17 protein-coding genes are annotated in these 19,390 nt (G+C 45.9%); 1 reads left to right on the top strand and 16 read right to left on the bottom strand.

All coding sequences use genetic code 11. The annotated features are described in order from the left end of the window. Positions 1-20 precede the first annotated feature (20 nt). From rpoS to rlmD, 13 genes are all read right to left on the bottom strand, one after another. Positions 21-1,001 carry an RNA polymerase sigma factor RpoS gene (gene rpoS / locus AB4517_RS07015; RefSeq protein ID WP_372148115.1) on the bottom strand — a complete coding sequence of 327 codons (981 nt, stop codon included), beginning with the start codon at positions 999-1,001 and terminating at the stop codon, positions 21-23. A 98-nt stretch (positions 1,002-1,099) separates the two neighbouring features. Next, positions 1,100-2,014: a murein hydrolase activator NlpD gene (gene nlpD / locus AB4517_RS07010; RefSeq protein WP_372148114.1), complete on the bottom strand. Its 915-nt coding sequence runs from the start codon at positions 2,012-2,014 to the stop codon at positions 1,100-1,102. 34 nt (positions 2,015-2,048) lie between these two features. After that, complete coding sequence (locus AB4517_RS07005; RefSeq protein ID WP_017059029.1) at positions 2,049-2,675, bottom strand: protein-L-isoaspartate(D-aspartate) O-methyltransferase; 627 nt, start codon at positions 2,673-2,675, stop codon at positions 2,049-2,051. After that, the gene (gene surE, locus AB4517_RS07000) at positions 2,676-3,419 is read right to left on the bottom strand and encodes a 5'/3'-nucleotidase SurE (RefSeq protein WP_017059030.1); all 744 of its coding nucleotides are present in this window, start codon (positions 3,417-3,419) and stop codon (positions 2,676-2,678) included. An 81-nt stretch (positions 3,420-3,500) separates the two neighbouring features. Next, positions 3,501-4,547, bottom strand: coding sequence for a tRNA pseudouridine(13) synthase TruD (gene truD, locus AB4517_RS06995; protein WP_017059031.1), 1,047 nt, complete (start codon positions 4,545-4,547; stop codon positions 3,501-3,503). A gap of 22 nt (positions 4,548-4,569) precedes the next feature. After that, positions 4,570-5,049, bottom strand: coding sequence for a 2-C-methyl-D-erythritol 2,4-cyclodiphosphate synthase (ispF, locus tag AB4517_RS06990; protein ID WP_017067356.1), 480 nt, complete (start codon positions 5,047-5,049; stop codon positions 4,570-4,572). Between the two features lie 2 nt (positions 5,050-5,051). Beyond that, complete coding sequence (ispD, locus tag AB4517_RS06985; protein ID WP_017059032.1) at positions 5,052-5,753, bottom strand: 2-C-methyl-D-erythritol 4-phosphate cytidylyltransferase; 702 nt, start codon at positions 5,751-5,753, stop codon at positions 5,052-5,054. Then, positions 5,753-6,034, bottom strand: a complete 282-nt coding sequence (gene ftsB / locus AB4517_RS06980; protein WP_010435786.1) for a cell division protein FtsB — start codon at positions 6,032-6,034, stop codon at positions 5,753-5,755. Before ftsB ends, ispD begins: the two co-directional genes overlap by 1 nt. A gap of 401 nt (positions 6,035-6,435) precedes the next feature. Next, complete coding sequence (gene eno, locus AB4517_RS06975; protein WP_017059033.1) at positions 6,436-7,734, bottom strand: phosphopyruvate hydratase; 1,299 nt, start codon at positions 7,732-7,734, stop codon at positions 6,436-6,438. An 81-nt stretch (positions 7,735-7,815) separates the two neighbouring features. Continuing rightward, complete coding sequence (locus AB4517_RS06970) at positions 7,816-9,456, bottom strand: CTP synthase (RefSeq protein ID WP_017063214.1); 1,641 nt, start codon at positions 9,454-9,456, stop codon at positions 7,816-7,818. 150 nt (positions 9,457-9,606) lie between these two features. Further along, positions 9,607-10,404 carry a nucleoside triphosphate pyrophosphohydrolase gene (gene mazG, locus AB4517_RS06965; RefSeq protein WP_372148113.1) on the bottom strand — a complete coding sequence of 266 codons (798 nt, stop codon included), beginning with the start codon at positions 10,402-10,404 and terminating at the stop codon, positions 9,607-9,609. A gap of 208 nt (positions 10,405-10,612) precedes the next feature. Beyond that, positions 10,613-12,835 carry a GTP diphosphokinase gene (gene relA, locus AB4517_RS06960; RefSeq protein WP_017063212.1) on the bottom strand — a complete coding sequence of 741 codons (2,223 nt, stop codon included), beginning with the start codon at positions 12,833-12,835 and terminating at the stop codon, positions 10,613-10,615. A 135-nt stretch (positions 12,836-12,970) separates the two neighbouring features. Beyond that, positions 12,971-14,290, bottom strand: coding sequence for a 23S rRNA (uracil(1939)-C(5))-methyltransferase RlmD (gene rlmD / locus AB4517_RS06955; RefSeq protein WP_017059037.1), 1,320 nt, complete (start codon positions 14,288-14,290; stop codon positions 12,971-12,973). Between the two features lie 165 nt (positions 14,291-14,455). On the opposite strand from rlmD, the gene barA reads away from it, so the two are divergent. Continuing rightward, positions 14,456-17,269 (top strand): two-component sensor histidine kinase BarA, encoded by a 2,814-nt coding sequence (barA, locus tag AB4517_RS06950; protein ID WP_372148112.1) that lies wholly within the window; start codon positions 14,456-14,458, stop codon positions 17,267-17,269. Between the two features lie 125 nt (positions 17,270-17,394). Here the strand turns inward: barA and acpS are convergent, their stop codons facing one another. From acpS to recO, 3 genes are all read right to left on the bottom strand, one after another. After that, positions 17,395-17,775 carry a holo-ACP synthase gene (gene acpS / locus AB4517_RS06945; protein WP_017059039.1) on the bottom strand — a complete coding sequence of 127 codons (381 nt, stop codon included), beginning with the start codon at positions 17,773-17,775 and terminating at the stop codon, positions 17,395-17,397. A 69-nt stretch (positions 17,776-17,844) separates the two neighbouring features. Then, a complete protein-coding gene (gene pdxJ / locus AB4517_RS06940; protein WP_017059040.1) occupies positions 17,845-18,582 on the bottom strand; it encodes a pyridoxine 5'-phosphate synthase in 738 nt (245 codons plus the stop codon). Further along, positions 18,579-19,307: a DNA repair protein RecO gene (recO, locus tag AB4517_RS06935; protein ID WP_372148111.1), complete on the bottom strand. Its 729-nt coding sequence runs from the start codon at positions 19,305-19,307 to the stop codon at positions 18,579-18,581. Before recO ends, pdxJ begins: the two co-directional genes overlap by 4 nt. Positions 19,308-19,390 lie beyond the last annotated feature (83 nt).

Genomic DNA, 19,390 nt, shown 5'->3' with positions numbered 1-19,390 from the left:
GAGAAGCATCATCCGTTCAATTAGTCGTTTTCTACGTTGAACAGGTTTTCCATATTCAGACCTTGCTTGATAAGAATCTCACGCAGACGGCGAAGACCTTCAACTTGGATTTGACGAACACGTTCACGAGTCAGGCTAATTTCACGGCCTACTTCTTCTAGTGTTGACGGTTCGTAACCCAGTAGTCCAAAGCGACGTGCAAGCACTTCTTTCTGCTTAGGATTCAGTTCATCAAGCCAGAAAATCAACGAGTTCTTGATATCGCTATCTTGAGTTGAAACCTCAGGGTCTGAATTGTTGATGTCTGGAATAATATCCAACAGTGCTTTCTCACCGTCACCACCAATTGGCGTATCTACAGAGCTCACTCTTTCGTTTAGACGAAGCATCTTACTCACATCACCAACTGGCTTGTCTAGCTTAGAAGCAATTTCTTCCGCCGTTGGTTCATGATCAAGTTTTTGTGATAGCTCTCTTGCGGTACGCAGATAGATATTCAGCTCTTTCACAACATGGATTGGCAAACGGATAGTGCGAGTCTGATTCATTAACGCACGTTCAATGGTTTGACGAATCCACCATGTCGCGTAAGTTGAGAAGCGGAAGCCACGCTCTGGATCAAACTTCTCTACGGCGCGAATTAAACCTAGGTTGCCTTCTTCGATTAGATCGAGAAGTGCAAGGCCGCGGTTGCTATAACGACGTGAAATTTTTACCACTAAACGCAGGTTACTTTCGATCATGCGTTTACGTGCTGCTTCATCACCGCGTAGAGCTCGACGTGCGTATAGCACTTCTTCTTCAGCGGTTAGTAGTGGTGAGAAACCGATTTCGCCTAAGTAGAGTTGAGTGGCATCTAAACTTTTAGACGTAACTTCAACTTCTTCTTTTGCTTCGGTTTTCTTAGTGACTGTTCGTTTTGCTTTTCCAAGAGCTTCCGGTTCCGTGGTTGCTTGGTCAAAATCGAACTCTTCTTTGGTTACTGCATTGCTTATACTCATAACGCCTCCCCCTGGCGAAATTAGCATGACATTACAACTTCATATGTCGCTAAATGACTATGTCACTCCATACAATACGTAATTTTTGCATATTGTATTTAAGGTAAATATCGTTTTGGATTAACGGATTTACCTTGGTAACGAATCTCAAAGTGCAACCTAACACTGCTGGCTCCAGAGCTTCCCATTGTTGCAATCTTCTGCCCTGGTTTCACACTTTGCCCTTCAGATACTAATAGTCGGTCGTTATGCGCGTATGCACTTAAGTAATTATCATTGTGCTTCACAATCACTAGATTGCCGTAGCCTCGTAGTGCATTACCCGAATAAACAACCGTTCCCCCTGCAGTAGATACTATTGGCTGACCTCGCTGTCCTGCTATGTCTATGCCTTTATTTCCTTGTTCGCCTACAGAGAAATTCTCGATTACTCTCCCTTTAGTTGGCCATAACCATTTGGATACTTTATCACTTGTTGGTTTGGTGGGCGGTGTAACATTCTGTTTACCTTTAGAACCAACATACTCCTTTGATTTGGATTGTTCAACCTTCTTTGGTGGATCTTTTTTCACCACTTTGGTGGTAGTTTGAGCTGGAGCCGGTTTAGAGTTTTTGCTCTTTTGTGGTGTGGTTTTCGGTTTACTTGCCGTAGATGACGTTGTGGATGCGGCGACAGGCGCAGCAACTGCTGCTGCCGCTACCGTTGACTTACCATACGCTGGCGCGTTGTAGCTAGGACGCCATAACTTAAGCTTCTGCCCTGGGTGGATAGTGTAAGGAGCAGACAACTTGTTATAACCGATGAGGTCTTTAACGTCTTTATTGGTGACATAAGCAATGAAGTAAAGGGTATCGCCTTTTTTAACTTCATAGTAACTGCCACGATAACTACCACGATCAATCGATGAGTAATTCTTGTTTAGGTTTGAAACGGGCGCAGGCGAATTCGCTGCACACCCAACAAGGGCACAGCTAAGCAGTAAAGTACTTCCTTTTAACAACTTCGAACGCATCGACTCTCTATCCACCTACACCATTAGTCTTTTATTAAGCTAGCTCACCAGGAACAAGAGGTACAAATCTCACCATCTCGATAACACTCGATAAAAACTCATCGCCGTGTCGAACGATCTTCAATAGTTGCTGTTCGTCATCACCGACAGGAATCAGTAAACGACCGCCATCTTTCAGCTGTTGCAGAAGCGCTTGAGGAATCGACTCTGCAGCGGCGGTGACAATAATCGCATCAAAAGGGGCTTTTGAAGACCAACCTTGCCAACCATCACCGTGCTTAGTTGAGATATTGTAGAAATCGAGTTGCTTCAACCTACGCTTGGCATCCCATTGTAGCGACTTTATTCTTTCAACCGAATACACATGATCAACAAGTTGAGCCAATACCGCAGTTTGGTAACCAGAACCCGTTCCGATCTCCAAGACACGGCTATCTTGTTGTAATTCAAGTAGCTCTGTCATTTTAGCAACAATGTATGGCTGTGAGATTGTCTGACCCTGACCGATAGGCAGCGCATTATTATCATAGGCTTGGTGATACATCGCCTGTGATAAAAAGCTCTCTCTCGGCAGTTGGTAAATCGCATCAAGAACCTTTTGATCCTGAATACCATTTTCAATCAGGAAAGTAATTAAACGCTCAGCTTGCGGATTACTCACTTACTTCTCCCCTAACCATGTTGCCATCGCACCCAACGACTCATGCGCCGTCAGATCAACCTGCAACGGTGTTACCGACACAAAGCCATGCTCAATCGCGTAAAAATCGGTACCTTCACCGGCATCTTGCTCTTTACCCGGAGGGCCAAGCCAATAGATATCGTGACCACGCGGGTCTTTTTGCTTGATCATATCTTCAGCGTGATGACGAGCACCTAAGCGCGTCACCTGAGTACCAGACAATTGTTCTAAGGCTAAATCAGGAACGTTTACGTTCAACAAGCGGTTGGTCGGGATTGGGTTTGCTAAATGTTGTTCGACAATACGACGAGCAATCGCTGCCGCTGTCTTAAAATGTTTTTTTCCCACCAGAGAAAACGCTACCGATTGAACGCCTAGAAAATGCCCTTCCATTGCTGCAGCCACCGTGCCGGAATAAAGCACGTCATCACCCAGGTTAGCACCGTGATTAATGCCCGTTAATACCAGATCAGGCATGTCATTCTTTAGCAGTTCGTTTAACGCAAAATGCACACAGTCGGTCGGTGTTCCTTGTACCGAATAGGTATTTTCAGTAATCTCTTGAACACGCAGAGGCTGTTCTAAAGTTAATGAATTTGACGCACCCGAGCGATTACGGTCAGGGGCAACAATGATAACGTCAGCAAGATCACGTAGCTCATTTGCCAGCTCATGAATACCTTGAGCGTGCACACCATCATCATTGCTGAGTAAAATCTTCATCTTGTATCCTTTCTTTTGTTCCCATGCTAAGCCAAGTCACTTAAATTCCAATATCAAGTGACTCAGCTCCAAGCAAAATCGTTATTGCTCGTAGGTTCTCTCTACGTGTACTTCTTCAACCAATTCGCGAACGATCGCTGTTGCGAAACAACCCGCATCAAGAGAGAACTTAAGCGTGACATTATCTTCGTTCACTTCCCAAGTTAAGTCTGTTGGTTTCAGTGACGCTTCACGGCGATCATGACGCATACGGTTACCACGAATCAGAGCCATTAGATCCGGTTCAGCATCAAGGTGTTTCTGTTCTAGAGCTTGAGACTCATCAATCGTTGGTAAGGCATTATCGCCAGCCAAAGCAACAGTTATCAAAGCAGAACCGTTCGCAATGTCTTGGTTTACAGCTTCAATGTTGTCTGCTGTTACTGCCAGTTGAGCACCGTCTTTCACCACGATATCGCCAACCAATGCTGATGCAAACGCATCTTGCTCAATACGGTCTGAAAGGATCAGGTTGTAAATCCACGAACGAGCAGCAGAAAGGTACAAGCTGCGCTTATTCTGGTTACGAGTACGAACGTTATCGCGGCCCCAACGACGAGCTTCAGATAGGTTGTTACCTTCATTGCCAAAACGCTGAGCACCAAAGTAGTTTGGCACGCCCACTTGAGCGACTTTTTCCAAACGCTTGACCACATCATCGCAATCCGTTACTTCAGACAAGGTCAACTCAAATTGGTTGCCAACTAAATCGCCTGGACGTAACTTTTTGTTGTGTCGCGCTGTCGCTAAGATTTCAATGCTTGGGTATTGTGCTAAGAACCCTGAAAAGTCAGGCTCACCTTTCGGTAGGTGAACGCTCAACCACTGCTCTGTCACAGCGTGGCGGTCTTTCAAACCCGCCCAGCTCACGTCTTTCGACTTAACACCGCAAGCTTTAGCCAGCTCGTTTGCTACGAAGCTCGTGTTTTCACCAGTTTTACGAATACGAACCATTAGGTGCTCGCCTTCACCAGCAAACTCAAAACCCAAGTCTTCATTAACGACAAAGTGTTCGGCTTTTGCTTTTAGTTTTGCTTTCGCAGTTGGTTTACCGTTTAGATAAGCCAATGAAGATAAAATATCTGACATGCTGTTCTTTTCGTGTTGGTGCTTACGCACTTTTAGTAATTAGGACCACCGCTTCACATGCGATGCCCTCTTTGCGACCTGTAAAACCTAAACGCTCAGTGGTCGTCGCTTTTACATTCACATTGCTAATGCTGGTTTCTAGGTCTTGAGCAATAGCTTGGCACATAGAGTCTATATGAGGCGCCATCTTTGGAGCTTGCGCCATGATAGTAATATCGGCATTACCAATCACGTAACCTTGTTCTTTTACTCGACGGTAAACATCTTTCAGTAGCTCACGGCTATCCGCACCTTTCCATTCGTCATCGGTATCAGGGAAATGACGACCAATATCACCCGCAGCAATCGCACCCAATAGAGCGTCACACAACGCATGAAGGGCAACATCACCGTCTGAGTGTGCAATAAGACCTTGTTCATAAGGGACGCTCACGCCACCAATAATTACCGGGCCTTCACCACCAAACTTATGTACATCAAAGCCATGGCCAATACGAATCATCATTATTCCTTATTCTGACTTAAATAGAACTCAGCAAGCGCTAAATCTTCAGGCTGAGTAATCTTAAAATTATCTGAACGCCCTGCCACTAAAGCGGGCGATAAACCTTTCCATTCAAAGGCTGAGGCTTCATCAGTAATTGAAGCGCCTTGTTGCAACGCCTCACTTAATGCCTTCCACAGAGGCTTTGCTCTGAACATTTGCGGCGTAAGTGCATGCCATAAATCGGCACGCTCAACGGTATGCTCGATCTGCCCTTGGGCACCGCGCTTCATCGTGTCACGAACTGGAGCCGCTAAAATAGCGCCCACATCATGGCTCATCGCGCCGGAAATTAGCTTGTCGATATCACTTAGCTGAACACACGGCCTTGCCGCATCGTGAACCATTACCCAATCACTAAGCTGCTGCTCAGCGATATAGTTTAGCGCAGAGAGTACAGAGTCCGCTCGCTCGCTTCCGCCTGACACTCTGATCACTTGCGGGTTCAGGTTGAGTGCTAGATCAGGGTAGTATGGGTCATCATCGCTGATCGCAACGACAATTTGAGCGACTTGTGGGTGAGACAGTAATTTCTCAATGGTGTGCTCTAAAATTGTTTTGTCGTGAATCTTGAGATATTGCTTAGGGCGGTCTGCCTTCATTCGGCTACCGACGCCCGCCGCAGGTACAACGGCAATCACGCTTTGAAGTTGAGTCGACATTAATGGGATTCCTCACCAATGATGCGATAAAACGTTTCACCTTCTTTGACCATTCCAAGTTCATGACGTGCGCGTTCTTCTATCGCGTCTAAGCCTTGGCGTAGATCGTCAATTTCAGCAAACATTTCTGCATTTCGAATATGCAGCTTTTCATTTACTTGCTGTTGAACTTGGATTTCGTTGTTCACACCGTAGTAATCAGAGATACCATTTTTACCGAGCCACAGTGTGTGTTGTAGCCAGCCAAACACTATGAGCAGTACTAAAGCAAAAATTCGCATAACACCTTTCGCCGGTTGAAAAAGAAGGAACTAGAATAAGGCACATATATACCATAATGAGCTTATTGGTGCGAGATATGTGGTGTCAGGGAATCAATAAGTCGGGGAGTCATTGTCAGGAAAACAATGAGATTCCCTACTCCTTCCTTCGTCAGTCTAGGGAATGACGAACTTTATATGTGACAAGGAGGAGCTTTAGAGCCTAGAGCTTCTTTCATTCAGTTTTCTACAGACAAAAAAATGCCCCGCATAAGCGAGGCATTCAAAAGTATTAGTGCATAATTCTAACTAGTTGGTGCTGTAGCAAGGCAACAAAGAAGATTCAGCTATGGAGCATAGTTTCCTATGTGATTTAGTGAATCTTCTGCAGTTAACGCAGCTACAGTGCCAAATAGGACGAATTATTGACCTTTAACTTCTTTAAGACCGTTGTAAGGAGCTTTAGAACCTAGAGCTTCTTCGATACGGATAAGTTGGTTGTACTTAGCAACACGGTCAGAACGGCTCATAGAACCAGTTTTGATTTGACCTGCAGCTGTACCTACCGCTAGATCAGCGATAGTTGCATCTTCAGTTTCGCCAGAACGGTGAGAGATTACTGCAGTGTAGCCAGCGTCTTTAGCCATCTTGATAGCAGCTAGAGTCTCTGTTAGAGAACCGATTTGGTTGAACTTGATAAGGATAGAGTTAGCTACGCCTTTCTCGATACCTTCAGCAAGAATCTTAGTGTTTGTAACGAACAGATCGTCACCAACGATTTGAAGCTTGTCGCCTAGAAGTTCAGTTTGGTGCTTGAAGCCATCCCAATCTGACTCGTCAAGACCGTCTTCGATAGAAACGATTGGGAAGTTGTTCGCTAGCTCAGCTAGGTAGTGGTTGAACTCTTCAGAAGTGAAAGTTTTACCTTCGCCCTTCATGTTGTAGATGCCAGCTTCTTTGTCGAAGAACTCAGATGCTGCACAGTCCATAGCAAGAGTAACGTCTTTACCTAGTTCGTAACCAGCAGCTGCAACAGCTTCTGCGATAACTTCTAGAGCTTCAGCGTTAGACTTAAGGTTAGGAGCGAAACCACCTTCATCACCAACTGCAGTGCTGTAGCCTTTAGACTTAAGAACTTTAGCTAGGTTGTGGAATACTTCAGCGCCGATACGTAGACCTTCTTTAAGAGTTTTAGCGCCAACTGGTTGGATCATGAACTCTTGGATGTCAACGTTGTTATCTGCGTGCTCACCACCGTTGATGATGTTCATCATTGGTAGAGGCATAGAGAACTGACCAGCAGTACCGTTTAGCTCAGCGATGTGCTCGTATAGAGGCATGCCTTTCGCAGCAGCAGCAGCTTTTGCGTTAGCTAGAGATACAGCTAGGATAGCGTTCGCGCCGAACTTAGACTTGTTATCAGTACCGTCTAGGTCAAGCATGATTTGGTCAACGTCAGCTTGTGCTTTAGCGTCAGTACCAACTAGAGCTTCAGCGATTGGGCCGTTTACAGCTTCAATAGCTTTAAGAACACCTTTACCTAGGAAACGTGATTTGTCGCCGTCACGTAGCTCAAGAGCTTCGCGAGAACCAGTAGATGCGCCAGATGGAGCAGCAGCCATACCTACGAAACCGCCTTCTAGGTGTACTTCAGCTTCTACAGTTGGGTTACCACGTGAATCGATGATTTCACGACCTAGAACTTTAACGATCTTAGACATTGAATGTTTCCTTCTCGTTGAATATATAAATGTCAAATTTAAAGGTAGCAGCACAACTTACGCAGCTACCTGTATTCCTTTTTACTTCTCTAACTCGCCGCGCTGGAACTCACCAGCCGCTTTAACGAAACCTGCAAACAATGGGTGACCATCGCGAGGTGTTGAAGTGAACTCTGGGTGGAATTGAGCAGCAACGAACCATGGGTGGTTCGGGTTCTCAATAACTTCAACCAGTTTCTTGTCCGCAGATAGACCCGATACTTTTAGGCCCGCTTTTTCGATTTGTGGACGAAGATTGTTGTTCACTTCGTAACGGTGACGGTGACGTTCATGGATCGTCGCGCTACCGTATAATTCGTAAGCTTTCGTCCCTTTCGCTAGGTGACAAAGCTGTGAACCAAGACGCATTGTGCCGCCAAGGTCAGATGTTTCTGTACGCTCTTCAACTTTACCTTCGCCATCAGTCCACTCAGTGATAAGACCAACAACTGGGTACTTAGTTTCAGTACAGAATTCAGAAGAGTGTGCCCCTTCCATTTTCGCAACGTTACGAGCGTACTCGATAAGCGCTACTTGCATACCTAGACAGATACCTAAGTACGGTACTTTGTTTTCACGAGCGTATTGAGCAGCAAGAATCTTACCTTCAACACCACGATCACCAAAACCACCAGGAACTAGGATTGCATCTAGGCCTTCTAAAACCTCTACGCCACGAGACTCAACGTCTTGTGAATCTACGTATTTAATATTAACGCTTAGGCGATTTTTCAAGCCCGCGTGTTTTAGCGCTTCATTTACTGATTTGTATGCGTCTGGTAGTTCAATGTACTTACCAACCATACCAATCGTCACTTCACCCGTTGGGTTAGCTTCTTCGTAAATTACTTGTTCCCATTCAGACAGGTCTGCTTCTGGAGCTGTGATGCCGAAACGCTTACATACAAGTTCATCAGTACCTTGAGCTTTAATAAGCTGAGGGATCTTGTAGATAGAGTCAACATCGCGCATAGAAATAACTGCATTTTCTTGCACATTACAGAACAGAGCAATTTTCTTACGCTCGTTCGAAGGAATGTTGCGGTCTGAACGACAAACTAGGATGTCTGGCTGAATACCAATAGACAGTAGCTCTTTTACAGAGTGTTGCGTTGGCTTAGTTTTCACTTCGCCCGCAGCTGCTAGGTATGGCACTAGAGTAAGGTGCATGAACATTGCGCGTTCACGGCCTAGTTCTACTGCTAGCTGACGAATCGCTTCCATGAATGGTAGAGATTCGATATCACCAACCGTACCACCAACTTCAACGATCGCAATATCGTGGCCAGCTGCGCCAGAAATTACACGCTCTTTGATAGAGTTAGTGATGTGTGGGATAACCTGAATAGTTGCACCTAGGTAATCACCGCGACGCTCTTTAGCGAGTACGTCTGAGTAAACACGACCTGCAGTGAAGTTGTTACGCTTAGTCATCTTGGTGCGAATGAATCGCTCATAGTGACCAAGGTCAAGGTCTGTTTCAGCGCCATCTTCCGTAACGAACACTTCACCGTGCTGAGTCGGGCTCATAGTGCCTGGATCAACGTTGATGTAAGGGTCAAGCTTCATCATAGTCACTTTAAGACCACGAGCTTCTAAAATAGCCGCAAGAGATGCTGCAGCAATACCTTTACCTAGAGAGGATACAACCCCGCCAGTAACAAAAATGTAATTTGTCGTCATGTTTAACCTGAAATTGGTTGAATGAGGGAAATGGACTACTTCTGGACGGGATGAAAATATACCAGAAGCCCCTTATCGCCACAACGTGAAATCTATCACACTGCTATTTTTTATTTTTTGCTTCAAATCAATTCATGATAAAAGCTTTGGTTATCTTTTCTCCGCCACTTTGACTTCACCCCACATGGAATCAAGCTGTTGTAGTGAAAAATCGGTCAAATTTTTACCTTGCTGACGAACTTTTTGTTCCACCCCTTTAAAGCGACGCGAAAACTTGAGATTGGCTTTATTGAGTGCCGATTCTGGGTTTTTACCTAAATGTCGTACCAAGTTAACGGTCGCGAACAGTAAATCCCCCAGCTCTTCTTCAACCAATTCTTCGTTTGGCGTCACTTGAAGTGCTTCTTCTATCACCTCGTCCACTTCCTCTAATACCTTATTGGCGACTGGGCCAATTGAGTCCCAATCAAAGCCATATTTCGCGACCTGCTTTTGAATTTTTGTAGCACGCGAAAGTGCAGGTAGAGAGTTTGGTATTGAGTCTAGAATACTTTCTTGAGTTTTGCCTGCCTGTGCTTTCTCTTTGGCTTTTTCCGCTTCCCAATTGGCATTGATTTCTTCATCACTGGCAAACTCAGTATCAGAGAACACATGCGGGTGACGGCGTGTTAGCTTTTCGTTAATGCCATCAACCACATCAGAGAACTCAAACAACCCCTGTTCTTTCGCTAACTGGCTATAGAAGATCACCTGAAACAACAAGTCACCCAACTCTTCTTGTAGGTTCGGCCAATCTTTGTTGTCAATCGCATCCACCACTTCGTACGTCTCTTCGATAGTATGCGGGACAATTGTTTCAAAATTTTGTTTTAAATCCCAAGGACAGCCACCTTCTGGATCGCGCAGCTTAGTCATAATTTGTTCTAGTTGTTCAATCGGGTGGCTCATGGTGCTTTCCTATTATTCTGTTTGATTGTTTTAATCTAATTCTTTTCTTAAAACTAAAAAAGGTGAGCAGCCAAAACCACTCACCTTTCTATTTTTCGCCATCTCCAAGAGTGAAGTATGAGCGAGTTGGGGATCTCAAACCGCTTGGCGAGATTCCCTATCACGTTCGTCCCTCACTGTAGGGAATGACATAAATGACACAAAAGGATCATCCAAGTCTCTTAACGCTCATTACATCTTTGATCTGTTCTACTCGACTTGTCACTCGGCTCAGAATCTCAATATTGGTCACTTCCAAATCGAAATCCATTACCGATAGCTGACGCTTGTAGTCGATGCGGCTCTTCATCGTGGTCACACTGATCTTCTCGTTCGAGAACAGTGAGGTGATGTCTTTCAACAAGCCATTACGTTCTAGCGCTTCAACACGCAGCGTTAGGATGTATGAGCCGACAAAGCCATTACCCCAAACGGTATCAATGATACGTTCTGGCGCATGCACGCTTAGCTCGCCTAGCTGTTCACAGTCAGCGCGGTGCACTGAGATACCACGACCTTGAGTGATGTAACCTTTAATCACATCACCTGGGATTGGCTGACAGCAACGCGCTAGGTGCGTCATTAGGTTATCAACGCCCTCAACCACTACCGCATCTTTCTTCGGACGACTCTGTTGTGCCGGCTTGTTTTCCGACTCAAGCAGTTTCTCTAGCGCTTTCTTGTCTTCTTCTTCCGCCGTTGGCTTATTCACTAGCGCATTGATGTGATTAACCACTTGGTTAATACGCAAGTCGCCACTACCAATACCTGCATAGAGTTCGTCTGGCGTATTCACGTTAAAGCGTTTTAGCGCGTATTGATCAGCATCTTTTAGGGTTGCGCCTACTTTCGCTAGCTCAACTTCCAGGATATCACGACCCGCTTCTAGGTTTTTCTCACGGCTTTGTGCGCGGAACCAAGCGTTGATTTTCGCTCGAGCTCGACCAGAATGAACAAAACCTGTGGTTGGATTTAACCAGTCACGAGATGGGTTCGGCTCTTTCTGCGTGATGATCTCAACTTGATCGCCCATCGATAGTTTATGAGTGAACGGTACGATACGCCCCGCTACTTTGGCACCGATACAGCGGTGTCCGACCATCGAGTGGATGTGGTAGGCGAAATCCAACGGGGTTGCGCCCATTGGTAAGTCGACCACGTCACCACGTGGAGTAAATGCGTATACACGGTCATCGAAGACTTGGCTACGTACCTCATCCAGCATCTCGCCAGAGTCCGACATCTCTTCTTGCCAGTCGATAAGTTTACGCAACCAAGTGATTTTCTCATCGTAGCCACTACGGCCGCTTGAAGCTCCTTCTTTGTACTTCCAGTGCGCCGCCACACCAAGCTCAGAGTCTTCGTGCATTTGCTTAGTACGGATCTGAATCTCAATGGTCTTGCCTTCAGGGCCAAGTACTACGGTATGAATCGACTGGTAACCATTTGGCTTAGGGTTCGCCACATAGTCATCAAATTCGCTCGGGAGGTGCTTGTATTTAGTGTGTACCACCCCAAGGCCGGCGTAACAGTCTTGCAGCTGGTCAGCGATAATACGTACTGCTCGTACATCAAAAAGCTCATCGAAGGCTAAGCCTTTCTTCTGCATTTTGCGCCAGATACTGTAGATGTGTTTTGGTCGGCCACTCACTTCAGCATTGATGTTTGAACGCTGCATTTCTGCGGTTAAATCATCAACGAAATCTGTGATGTATTGTTCACGAACGATACGACGCTCAGACAGCTGTTTTGCAATCTGCTTGTAGGTATCTGGTTGTTGGTAGCGGAATGCGTAATCTTCGATTTCCCACTTAAGTTGGCCGATACCTAAACGGTTTGCCAGTGGGGCATAGATGTTAGAACACTCTTTTGCGGCCGCGCGACGCACAGCATCAGGCGCTTTTTTTACCTCGATAAGGTTACAGATTCGTTCAGCGAGTTTGATGACTACGCAGCGGAAATCATCGACCATCGCCAGTAGCATACGGCGAACGTTATCAACTTGACCCGAGGCAGCACTGCCTTCAAGGGTCACGTTTAGCTGGCCCAAGGCCGCCATTTCTTCAACGCCGTCAATCAGCTTAACGATTTCTTTGCCGTAGCTTTCTTCGAAGGCTTCGCGTTCAAAAACGCCACTTGATACCACTGGGAAGAGTTGTGCTGCGACTAATGTTGCACGATCCATCGACAGCGTGACCAAGATTTCAATCATCTCGCGTCCACGCCATAGCAAGAGTGATGCTTGCTCGTGATCTTTTAATAGCTCTTCACAGTGACGATAAACTTTGTTCAGTTTATTCGAGGTTTTTGCGTCTTGCTTTAATGACGCAATCCAACTTTCTAGCTCAAACTGTTCGCTTGGGTTTAAATGTGCGCTTCGTACCGCAACCATCGTGCCTTCCTAGTTATTCTGTTTTATACCCAATTCAATATGACTAACTGGTTCCAAGTTAGTTCGACCATATTGATATCAGCGCAGGTGTCCCTGCGCCTTTGTCATTCATTTTTAAGCCTTATTTACGGGCCTTTAAGCCTTGATAAAGAGAGCCATCGATTCTAAATGGCTAGTGTGTGGGAACATATCCAACATACCAAGTTTGGCTAATTGGTAGCCTTGCTTTTCTAAGCTCTCTGAATCTCTAGCTAGAGTAGCAGGATTACACGAAACATAAACCACACGCTTCGCTCCTAACGCTGAAATTTGATCAACAACACCACTCGCTCCAGCACGAGCTGGGTCAAGTAAGATTTTATCAAATTTCTCTTTTGCCCAAGGCTGTGAAGATAAGTCTTCTTCAAGGTTAGCTTGGTAAAATTCCGTATTGCTTAACTGGTTTAACGCTGCATTAGATGTGGCTTGCTGAACCATTTCATCAACGCCTTCTACGCCAACCACAAACGCCGATTGTTGCGCGATAGGCAAACTGAAATTCCCTAAGCCGCAAAACAGGTCGAGCACTCGCTCATCCGCTTGAGGTTCTAGCCACTCAATCGCTTGAGCCACCATCTGCTGATTCACTTTCTGGTTTACTTGGATAAAGTGGTTTGGCTCAAACGGTAACGTCACGCCAGTTTCGCTGTAGCTAGGCGCATCACCAACCAGACGGACCAACTTATCGGTTTCAGGCATCGAGTACAGCGTAGCGCCTTCTTCTTTTGCTAACGCAATCAGCGCTTGCTCATCTTTTTCAACCAAAGGCTTAAGGTGACGTAGAACCATAACAGGGCCAGTATCGCCCAACACCAATTCAACGTGTCCTAAAGACGTAAGGCTGTTGAAAGTGTTCAGTAAATTTTTCAGTTTTGGCAGCAACACATTAAGGCGAGGATCAAGCACGGCACAGTCGGTGATGTTTTCAATCTGCTTACTCTGCTTCTTACGGAAACCGAATTGAAGCTGTTGTGTCTTCTTATCAACAAATAGGCTGATACGTGCGCGACGTCGATAACCGGTTTCATCACCGACAATAGGTTGTGCAACTTCAGTGTTCGCCGTTTGGTATTGGCTCATCAGGTGCGTCAGAGATTGCGATTTATGCTCAACCTGAGAAGAGTAACCTAGGTGTTGAAGGTGACAGCCACCACACTGATTAAAGTGCTTACAAAACGGCTTTAAACGCTGCTCGCTCGGCTTCAATAACTTGATGAGTTTAGCTCGCGAAAACTTACTTTTGCTCTCAGTAAGTTGAATAACCACCTGCTCACCGGGCAATGCGCCATCAATGAAAACCGGTTTATTCTTTTGATAAGCGATGCCAGCGCCATTGTGATCCATTCGTTCAACCAAAACCGATTGATGCTTGGTCTCGAGTTGAGTTTTCTTTTTTGGTTGGAAAAAACGTGCCATTGCTTGTGCCTAATGTATCTTTTAATAAGTAATTGGTATCCAGGACTCACTATTATGTCTTGGAATCATTGTCGAACGTCACGGCTTTGATTAAGCTTACCGTTCACTTAACCGCCATTGTGTGCGTTATTTTCCCATATCCAGACCTCGATGTAATTAAAGAACATGACCAGATATGGCTTAAGAGCCCGTGTAATTACCTTAACTCTAGCTCCAACCCTGATTATTGGGTTGCTATTGAGTGCATTTTTCTCATTTAACCGCTATCAAGACCTTGAAGGTCAAGTGGTTAACACTGGTACTAGCATCATTGAGCCACTTGCGATTACGAGTGAATCAGGCATGAAGCTCGAAAGTCGAGAGTCTGTTCGTCAGCTTATTAGCTATGCGCATCGAAAGAATTCTAAGCTAGTGCGCAGTATCGCGGTGTTTGATGAGCGTCATGAGTTGTTTGTAACCTCAAACTTCCACCCCGATTTTGAAAGCCTGACCTACCCCAAAGATAAACCGATCCCGCATTTAAGCTCATCGAACCTTCTCGATAATACGCTGATTCTGCGGACACCTATCATCGCCGAAGGCCAGTACATCAATTCAGCCAACGGTCAGTCTCAAGCTAATCAAGCGATCGGCTACATTGCGATTGAATTAGATCTTTCATCACTTCGATTACAGCAATATCAAGAAGTGTTCTCTGCATTCTTAGTGTTGATTCTCGGGCTTGGTTTATCGGGCGTGTTTGCGTTCCGCTTAATGCACGATGTCACTCAACCGATCACACACATGAAAAACATGGTCGACCGAATTCGTCGAGGCCACCTAGATGTGCGTATCGAAGGTAAGATGCATGGTGAGCTAGACTCGCTGAAAAACGGTATCAATGCGATGGCGGTATCGCTATCAGAGTATCACGTCGAGATGCAGCACAGTATCGACCAGGCCACATCAGATTTGCGTGAAACTCTTGAACAGCTAGAGATTCAAAACGTTGAGTTAGACATCGCGAAGAAACGCGCTCAAGAAGCGGCTCGTGTTAAGTCTGAGTTCTTAGCGAATATGTCTCACGAATTGAGAACGCCGCTGAACGGTGTGATTGGCTTTACTCGTCAAATGCTCAAGACTCACCTATCGAACAGTCAAACCGATTACCTGCAAACCATTGAACGCTCGGCAAACAACCTGCTTAGCATCATCAACGATATCTTGGACTTCTCGAAACTTGAAGCCGGTAAATTAGCCCTAGAGAACATCCCATTTGAATTCCAAGCCAGCCTTGAAGAGGTAGTAAACCTTCAAGCAACCAACGCTCATGAGAAAGGCCTAGAACTGACACTGAAGATCGACCCTAAAGTACCGCCAGGTGTGGTGGGCGATCCACTGCGTATTCAGCAGATCCTAACCAACCTTGTTGGTAACTCAATCAAGTTTACCGAACGCGGCAACATTGATATCAGCGTTGAGCTTCGCTCACAAAGTGAAGACAACATCGAGCTGCAATTCATGGTTCGCGATACGGGTATTGGTATTTCTGAGCGTCAACAAGCTCAGCTTTTCCAAGCTTTCAGCCAAGCCGATGCAAGTATCTCTCGTCGTTACGGCGGTACAGGCTTAGGTCTGGTTATCACCCAAAAACTGGTCAGCCAAATGGGCGGAGAGATCAGCCTAACCAGTCGTCTTCACCAAGGCTCTACCTTCTGGTTCACCTTGAGACTATCAACGACTGATATGCCGATGACAGAGCTGATTGAGACGCAGTGTCTGCAAGACAAACAACTGCTGCTTATCGAGCCAAACATGCAAGCGGCATCGATTACTCAGCAAATCCTAACCCAAGAAGGCTTAGTGGTAACGTATCGTTCGGTGATGCCAGATGAGACGACCTCGTATGACTACGTTCTGCTTAACCTAGCCGCCAACCAAGAGTATCAATTTGATACTGTGAGTGGTTGGGCGATCGGTGCGAAGAAGATTGCTCAAAACGTGATTATTGGTACACCAAGTACCGAGCTAGCGTTGGGTGAGCAACTAATGAAAGAGGTCGATGTTCAGTGCATCACTAAGCCTCTTTCTCGTAAGAAGTTGCTGCAAACTCTGGTATCGAATCAGGCACCTACCTTGATTGCACCAGCGATTGAAACGCATTCTGAAGAGAAGTTACCGCTTACTGTGATGGCAGTAGACGATAACCCAGCCAACCTTAAGTTGATTACCGCGCTGCTTAAAGAGCGTGTAGAAACCGTCATCAGTTGTACCAGTGGTCAGCAGGCTATAGAAAAAGCGACAGAGACGCCATTTGATATCATCTTCATGGATATTCAAATGCCACAGATGGACGGTGTGACCGCTTGCCAGAACATCAAAAAACTGGCGAACAATGCGAACACACCTGTGATAGCCGTAACCGCGCATGCAATGATTGGCGAACGAGATCGACTGCTTGAAGCGGGCATGGATGACTACCTAACCAAACCTATTGAAGAGCATGTTTTACAGCAGGTTCTGATTCATTGGAGCTCGACCTCTGAGGTTGAGCTCATCGAAAAAATAGATCCAGACCACCCAGCGGTCTCTGCTGAAGTCGACAACGGTCCGGTGTCAGAAACTGAAGCCAGCGTGCACACAAACATCATCATTGATTGGCAAGCTGCGATGAAACAAGCCGCCAATAAAGAAGACCTCGCACGCGATATGCTGCAAATGCTCGTCGACTTTATTCCAGAGGTGTATGAGGCAGCAGACAAAGCGATAGAAGACAGTGACTATCCAGTTGAAGAGCTGATACACATCATTCACAAGATGCATGGCAGCAGCTCGTACAGCGGCGTACCAAGGCTAAAATCGGTATGTGCGACAATAGAGAAAGAGCTGCGTTCAGGTACTTCTGTTGAAGACATTGAACCTGAGCTTTTCGAGCTTCAGGATGAATTAGATAAGGTTCAAGCAACCGCGATTCACTACTTGAAACAGGCGAAGGCCTAGCGGGTACTTGTTACTCACTAGTATTCTTTAGAGGGTTTACCCGCCAATAAAAAAGCAGAGCTCATGAGCTCTGCTTTTTTCTGTCTAGAGCCAAGAGCACTAGGTATAAAGTCGCGATAATCTGTTTACGATTCGAGTAACACCGTTGCCACAGCGTAGTGACGCTCATCCGAGATAGTCAGATGAATCGATGTTGTGCCATTCGCCTCTGCGATTTCACGCGCTTTCTTGTGTAAGCTCAATACTGGCTTACCATGCTCATCGTTTGAAATCTCAAAGTCGTGGAAGGTAACACCCAGCGCAATCCCCGTACCTAACGCCTTAGATGCAGCTTCTTTAGCAGCAAAACGTTTTGCAAGGTAACGGCCTTTTTGCTTCAACTGTTGGAATACTTCAAACTCAGAATCCGTCAAAATACGCTGAGCAAAAGCGTCGCCACTTCGCGACAGCGCCTTCTCGACACGTTCGATTTCTGCGATATCTGTACCTAATCCAACAACTGCCATGTTTCCTCTACTACTTAACTTCTGTCTAATGATTAACTGTACATCGCTTAGTGCCGACGACTTGCCGAACTAAGCGTTGTTACGTGCTGTTTCCATGATTGCTTTCATGTCTGCAACGGCTTTGTTTAAGCCATCAAACACTGCACGTCCCATGATCGAGTGACCGATGTTCAGCTCGTAGATCTCTGGAAGTGCCGCAATCGGTGCTACGTTGTGGTAAGTCAGACCATGACCCGCATTGACTGTGATACCTAAGTCATCTGCATAGCTTGCGCCTGCTGCGATCTTCTTAAGCTCGTCTTGTTGATCTTCTTCTGTCTTAGCATCAGCATAGTGACCCGTGTGCAGTTCAATGAACGGTGCGCCACACGCTTTTGCAGCATCGATTTGCTCACGGTCAGCATCGATAAACAGAGATACCTTGATACCTGCTGCAGACAGTTTTTGTGTCGCCGCTTTGATCTTCTCTAGTTGACCAACTACGTCCAAGCCACCTTCAGTGGTTAGCTCTTCACGTTTTTCAGGAACCAGACAAACAAACTCAGGATTAGTATCGAGTGCAATTTGAACCATCTCGTCCGTTACGGCCATCTCCAAGTTCATGCGAGTTTGAAGTGTTTCAGCCAGAATACGCACATCGCGATCAACGATGTGACGACGGTCTTCACGCAGGTGAATAGTAATGCCATCTGCACCAGCACGTTCAGCGATTTCAGCTGCGTGTACTGGATCTGGGTATTTAGTACCACGTGCATTACGTAGTGTTGCAATATGGTCGATATTAACGCCTAAAAGGATTGAGCTCATTTTCCAATACTCCGTGCTCTGGAGAGGGCTATTGTTGGCATAAATAGCTCTCTACTTTTTAATGGTTTGCCGCCAAGATACGGCTTTAAGGCTATGCGTGTAAAGCGTTTTGCCGCTTTTAACTGCTCTTTAGTGATAAACCTACGTTCGCTGATTGCAATAAGTTCATCGCCCATAAAAGTCAGGTTATCTCGACGTACTGAAGCGATGAAACCTTTCTGCTCTCGATAGCGATAAGTCATGCTCGGATCAATCGCTTCGCCAGTGCCCGCGCAGTGTAAAAAGTCGACGCCGTAACCCAAAGCAGATAATAGAGCCAGCTCAAAGCGACGCAGTGCTGGCTCAGGATTATCATTATGCGCCAGCTCTGTTAAAGCATGAAGATAGTCGTGAAAAAGTGCAGGCATCGGTACTTCCGCCATCAATACCCGACCGATAAGCTCGTTCACGTACATGCCTGAATACAGATTAATACCGGCGAGAGGGAGCCCCAAGCTGATGGGTTCAGCTTGGCGTAAGGTTTTCATCGAACCATTACCAGACCACTTAAGCAATAGCGGCGTAAAAGGTTGTAATGCACCTTTCAAATTGGAACGCTTGCTGCGAGCGCCTTTAGACATCAACGTCACCCGACCGAACTCTTCGCTGAAGACGTCCAAGATCAGGCTCGACTCACTGTATGGTCGACGGTGCAACACAAAGCATCGCTGTAACCCTTCGCTCAATCACTTACCCTTATTACAGATACAAAAAGAGAGAGTTCGCACTCTCTCTTGGATTTATCTTCAGTTCAACTTTCTTAATCTCA

The organism is Vibrio sp. 10N.222.52.C3 (assembly GCF_041474195.1).
Classification (GTDB): Bacteria; Pseudomonadota; Gammaproteobacteria; order Enterobacterales; family Vibrionaceae; genus Vibrio; species Vibrio crassostreae_C.
The sequence above is the reverse complement of the archived record's forward strand: the minus strand, read 5'-3'. Positions and strand labels throughout refer to the sequence as shown.

Excerpts from the sequence above, each read along its gene's own strand:
- rpoS (WP_372148115.1), bottom strand. The coding sequence starts at position 1,001 with ATGAGTATAAGCAATGCAGTAACCAAAGAAGAGTTCGATTTTGACCAA.
- nlpD (WP_372148114.1), bottom strand. The coding sequence starts at position 2,014 with ATGCGTTCGAAGTTGTTAAAAGGAAGTACTTTACTGCTTAGCTGTGCC.
- surE (WP_017059030.1), bottom strand. The coding sequence starts at position 3,419 with ATGAAGATTTTACTCAGCAATGATGATGGTGTGCACGCTCAAGGTATT.
- truD (WP_017059031.1), bottom strand. The coding sequence starts at position 4,547 with ATGTCAGATATTTTATCTTCATTGGCTTATCTAAACGGTAAACCAACT.
- ispF (WP_017067356.1), bottom strand. The coding sequence starts at position 5,049 with ATGATTCGTATTGGCCATGGCTTTGATGTACATAAGTTTGGTGGTGAA.
- ispD (WP_017059032.1), bottom strand. The coding sequence starts at position 5,753 with ATGTCGACTCAACTTCAAAGCGTGATTGCCGTTGTACCTGCGGCGGGC.
- ftsB (WP_010435786.1), bottom strand. The coding sequence starts at position 6,034 with ATGCGAATTTTTGCTTTAGTACTGCTCATAGTGTTTGGCTGGCTACAA.
- eno (WP_017059033.1), bottom strand. The coding sequence starts at position 7,734 with ATGTCTAAGATCGTTAAAGTTCTAGGTCGTGAAATCATCGATTCACGT.
- AB4517_RS06970 (WP_017063214.1), bottom strand. The coding sequence starts at position 9,456 with ATGACGACAAATTACATTTTTGTTACTGGCGGGGTTGTATCCTCTCTA.
- mazG (WP_372148113.1), bottom strand. The coding sequence starts at position 10,404 with ATGAGCCACCCGATTGAACAACTAGAACAAATTATGACTAAGCTGCGC.
- relA (WP_017063212.1), bottom strand. The coding sequence starts at position 12,835 with ATGGTTGCGGTACGAAGCGCACATTTAAACCCAAGCGAACAGTTTGAG.
- rlmD (WP_017059037.1), bottom strand. The coding sequence starts at position 14,290 with ATGGCACGTTTTTTCCAACCAAAAAAGAAAACTCAACTCGAGACCAAG.
- barA (WP_372148112.1), top strand. The coding sequence starts at position 14,456 with ATGACCAGATATGGCTTAAGAGCCCGTGTAATTACCTTAACTCTAGCT.
- acpS (WP_017059039.1), bottom strand. The coding sequence starts at position 17,775 with ATGGCAGTTGTTGGATTAGGTACAGATATCGCAGAAATCGAACGTGTC.
- pdxJ (WP_017059040.1), bottom strand. The coding sequence starts at position 18,582 with ATGAGCTCAATCCTTTTAGGCGTTAATATCGACCATATTGCAACACTA.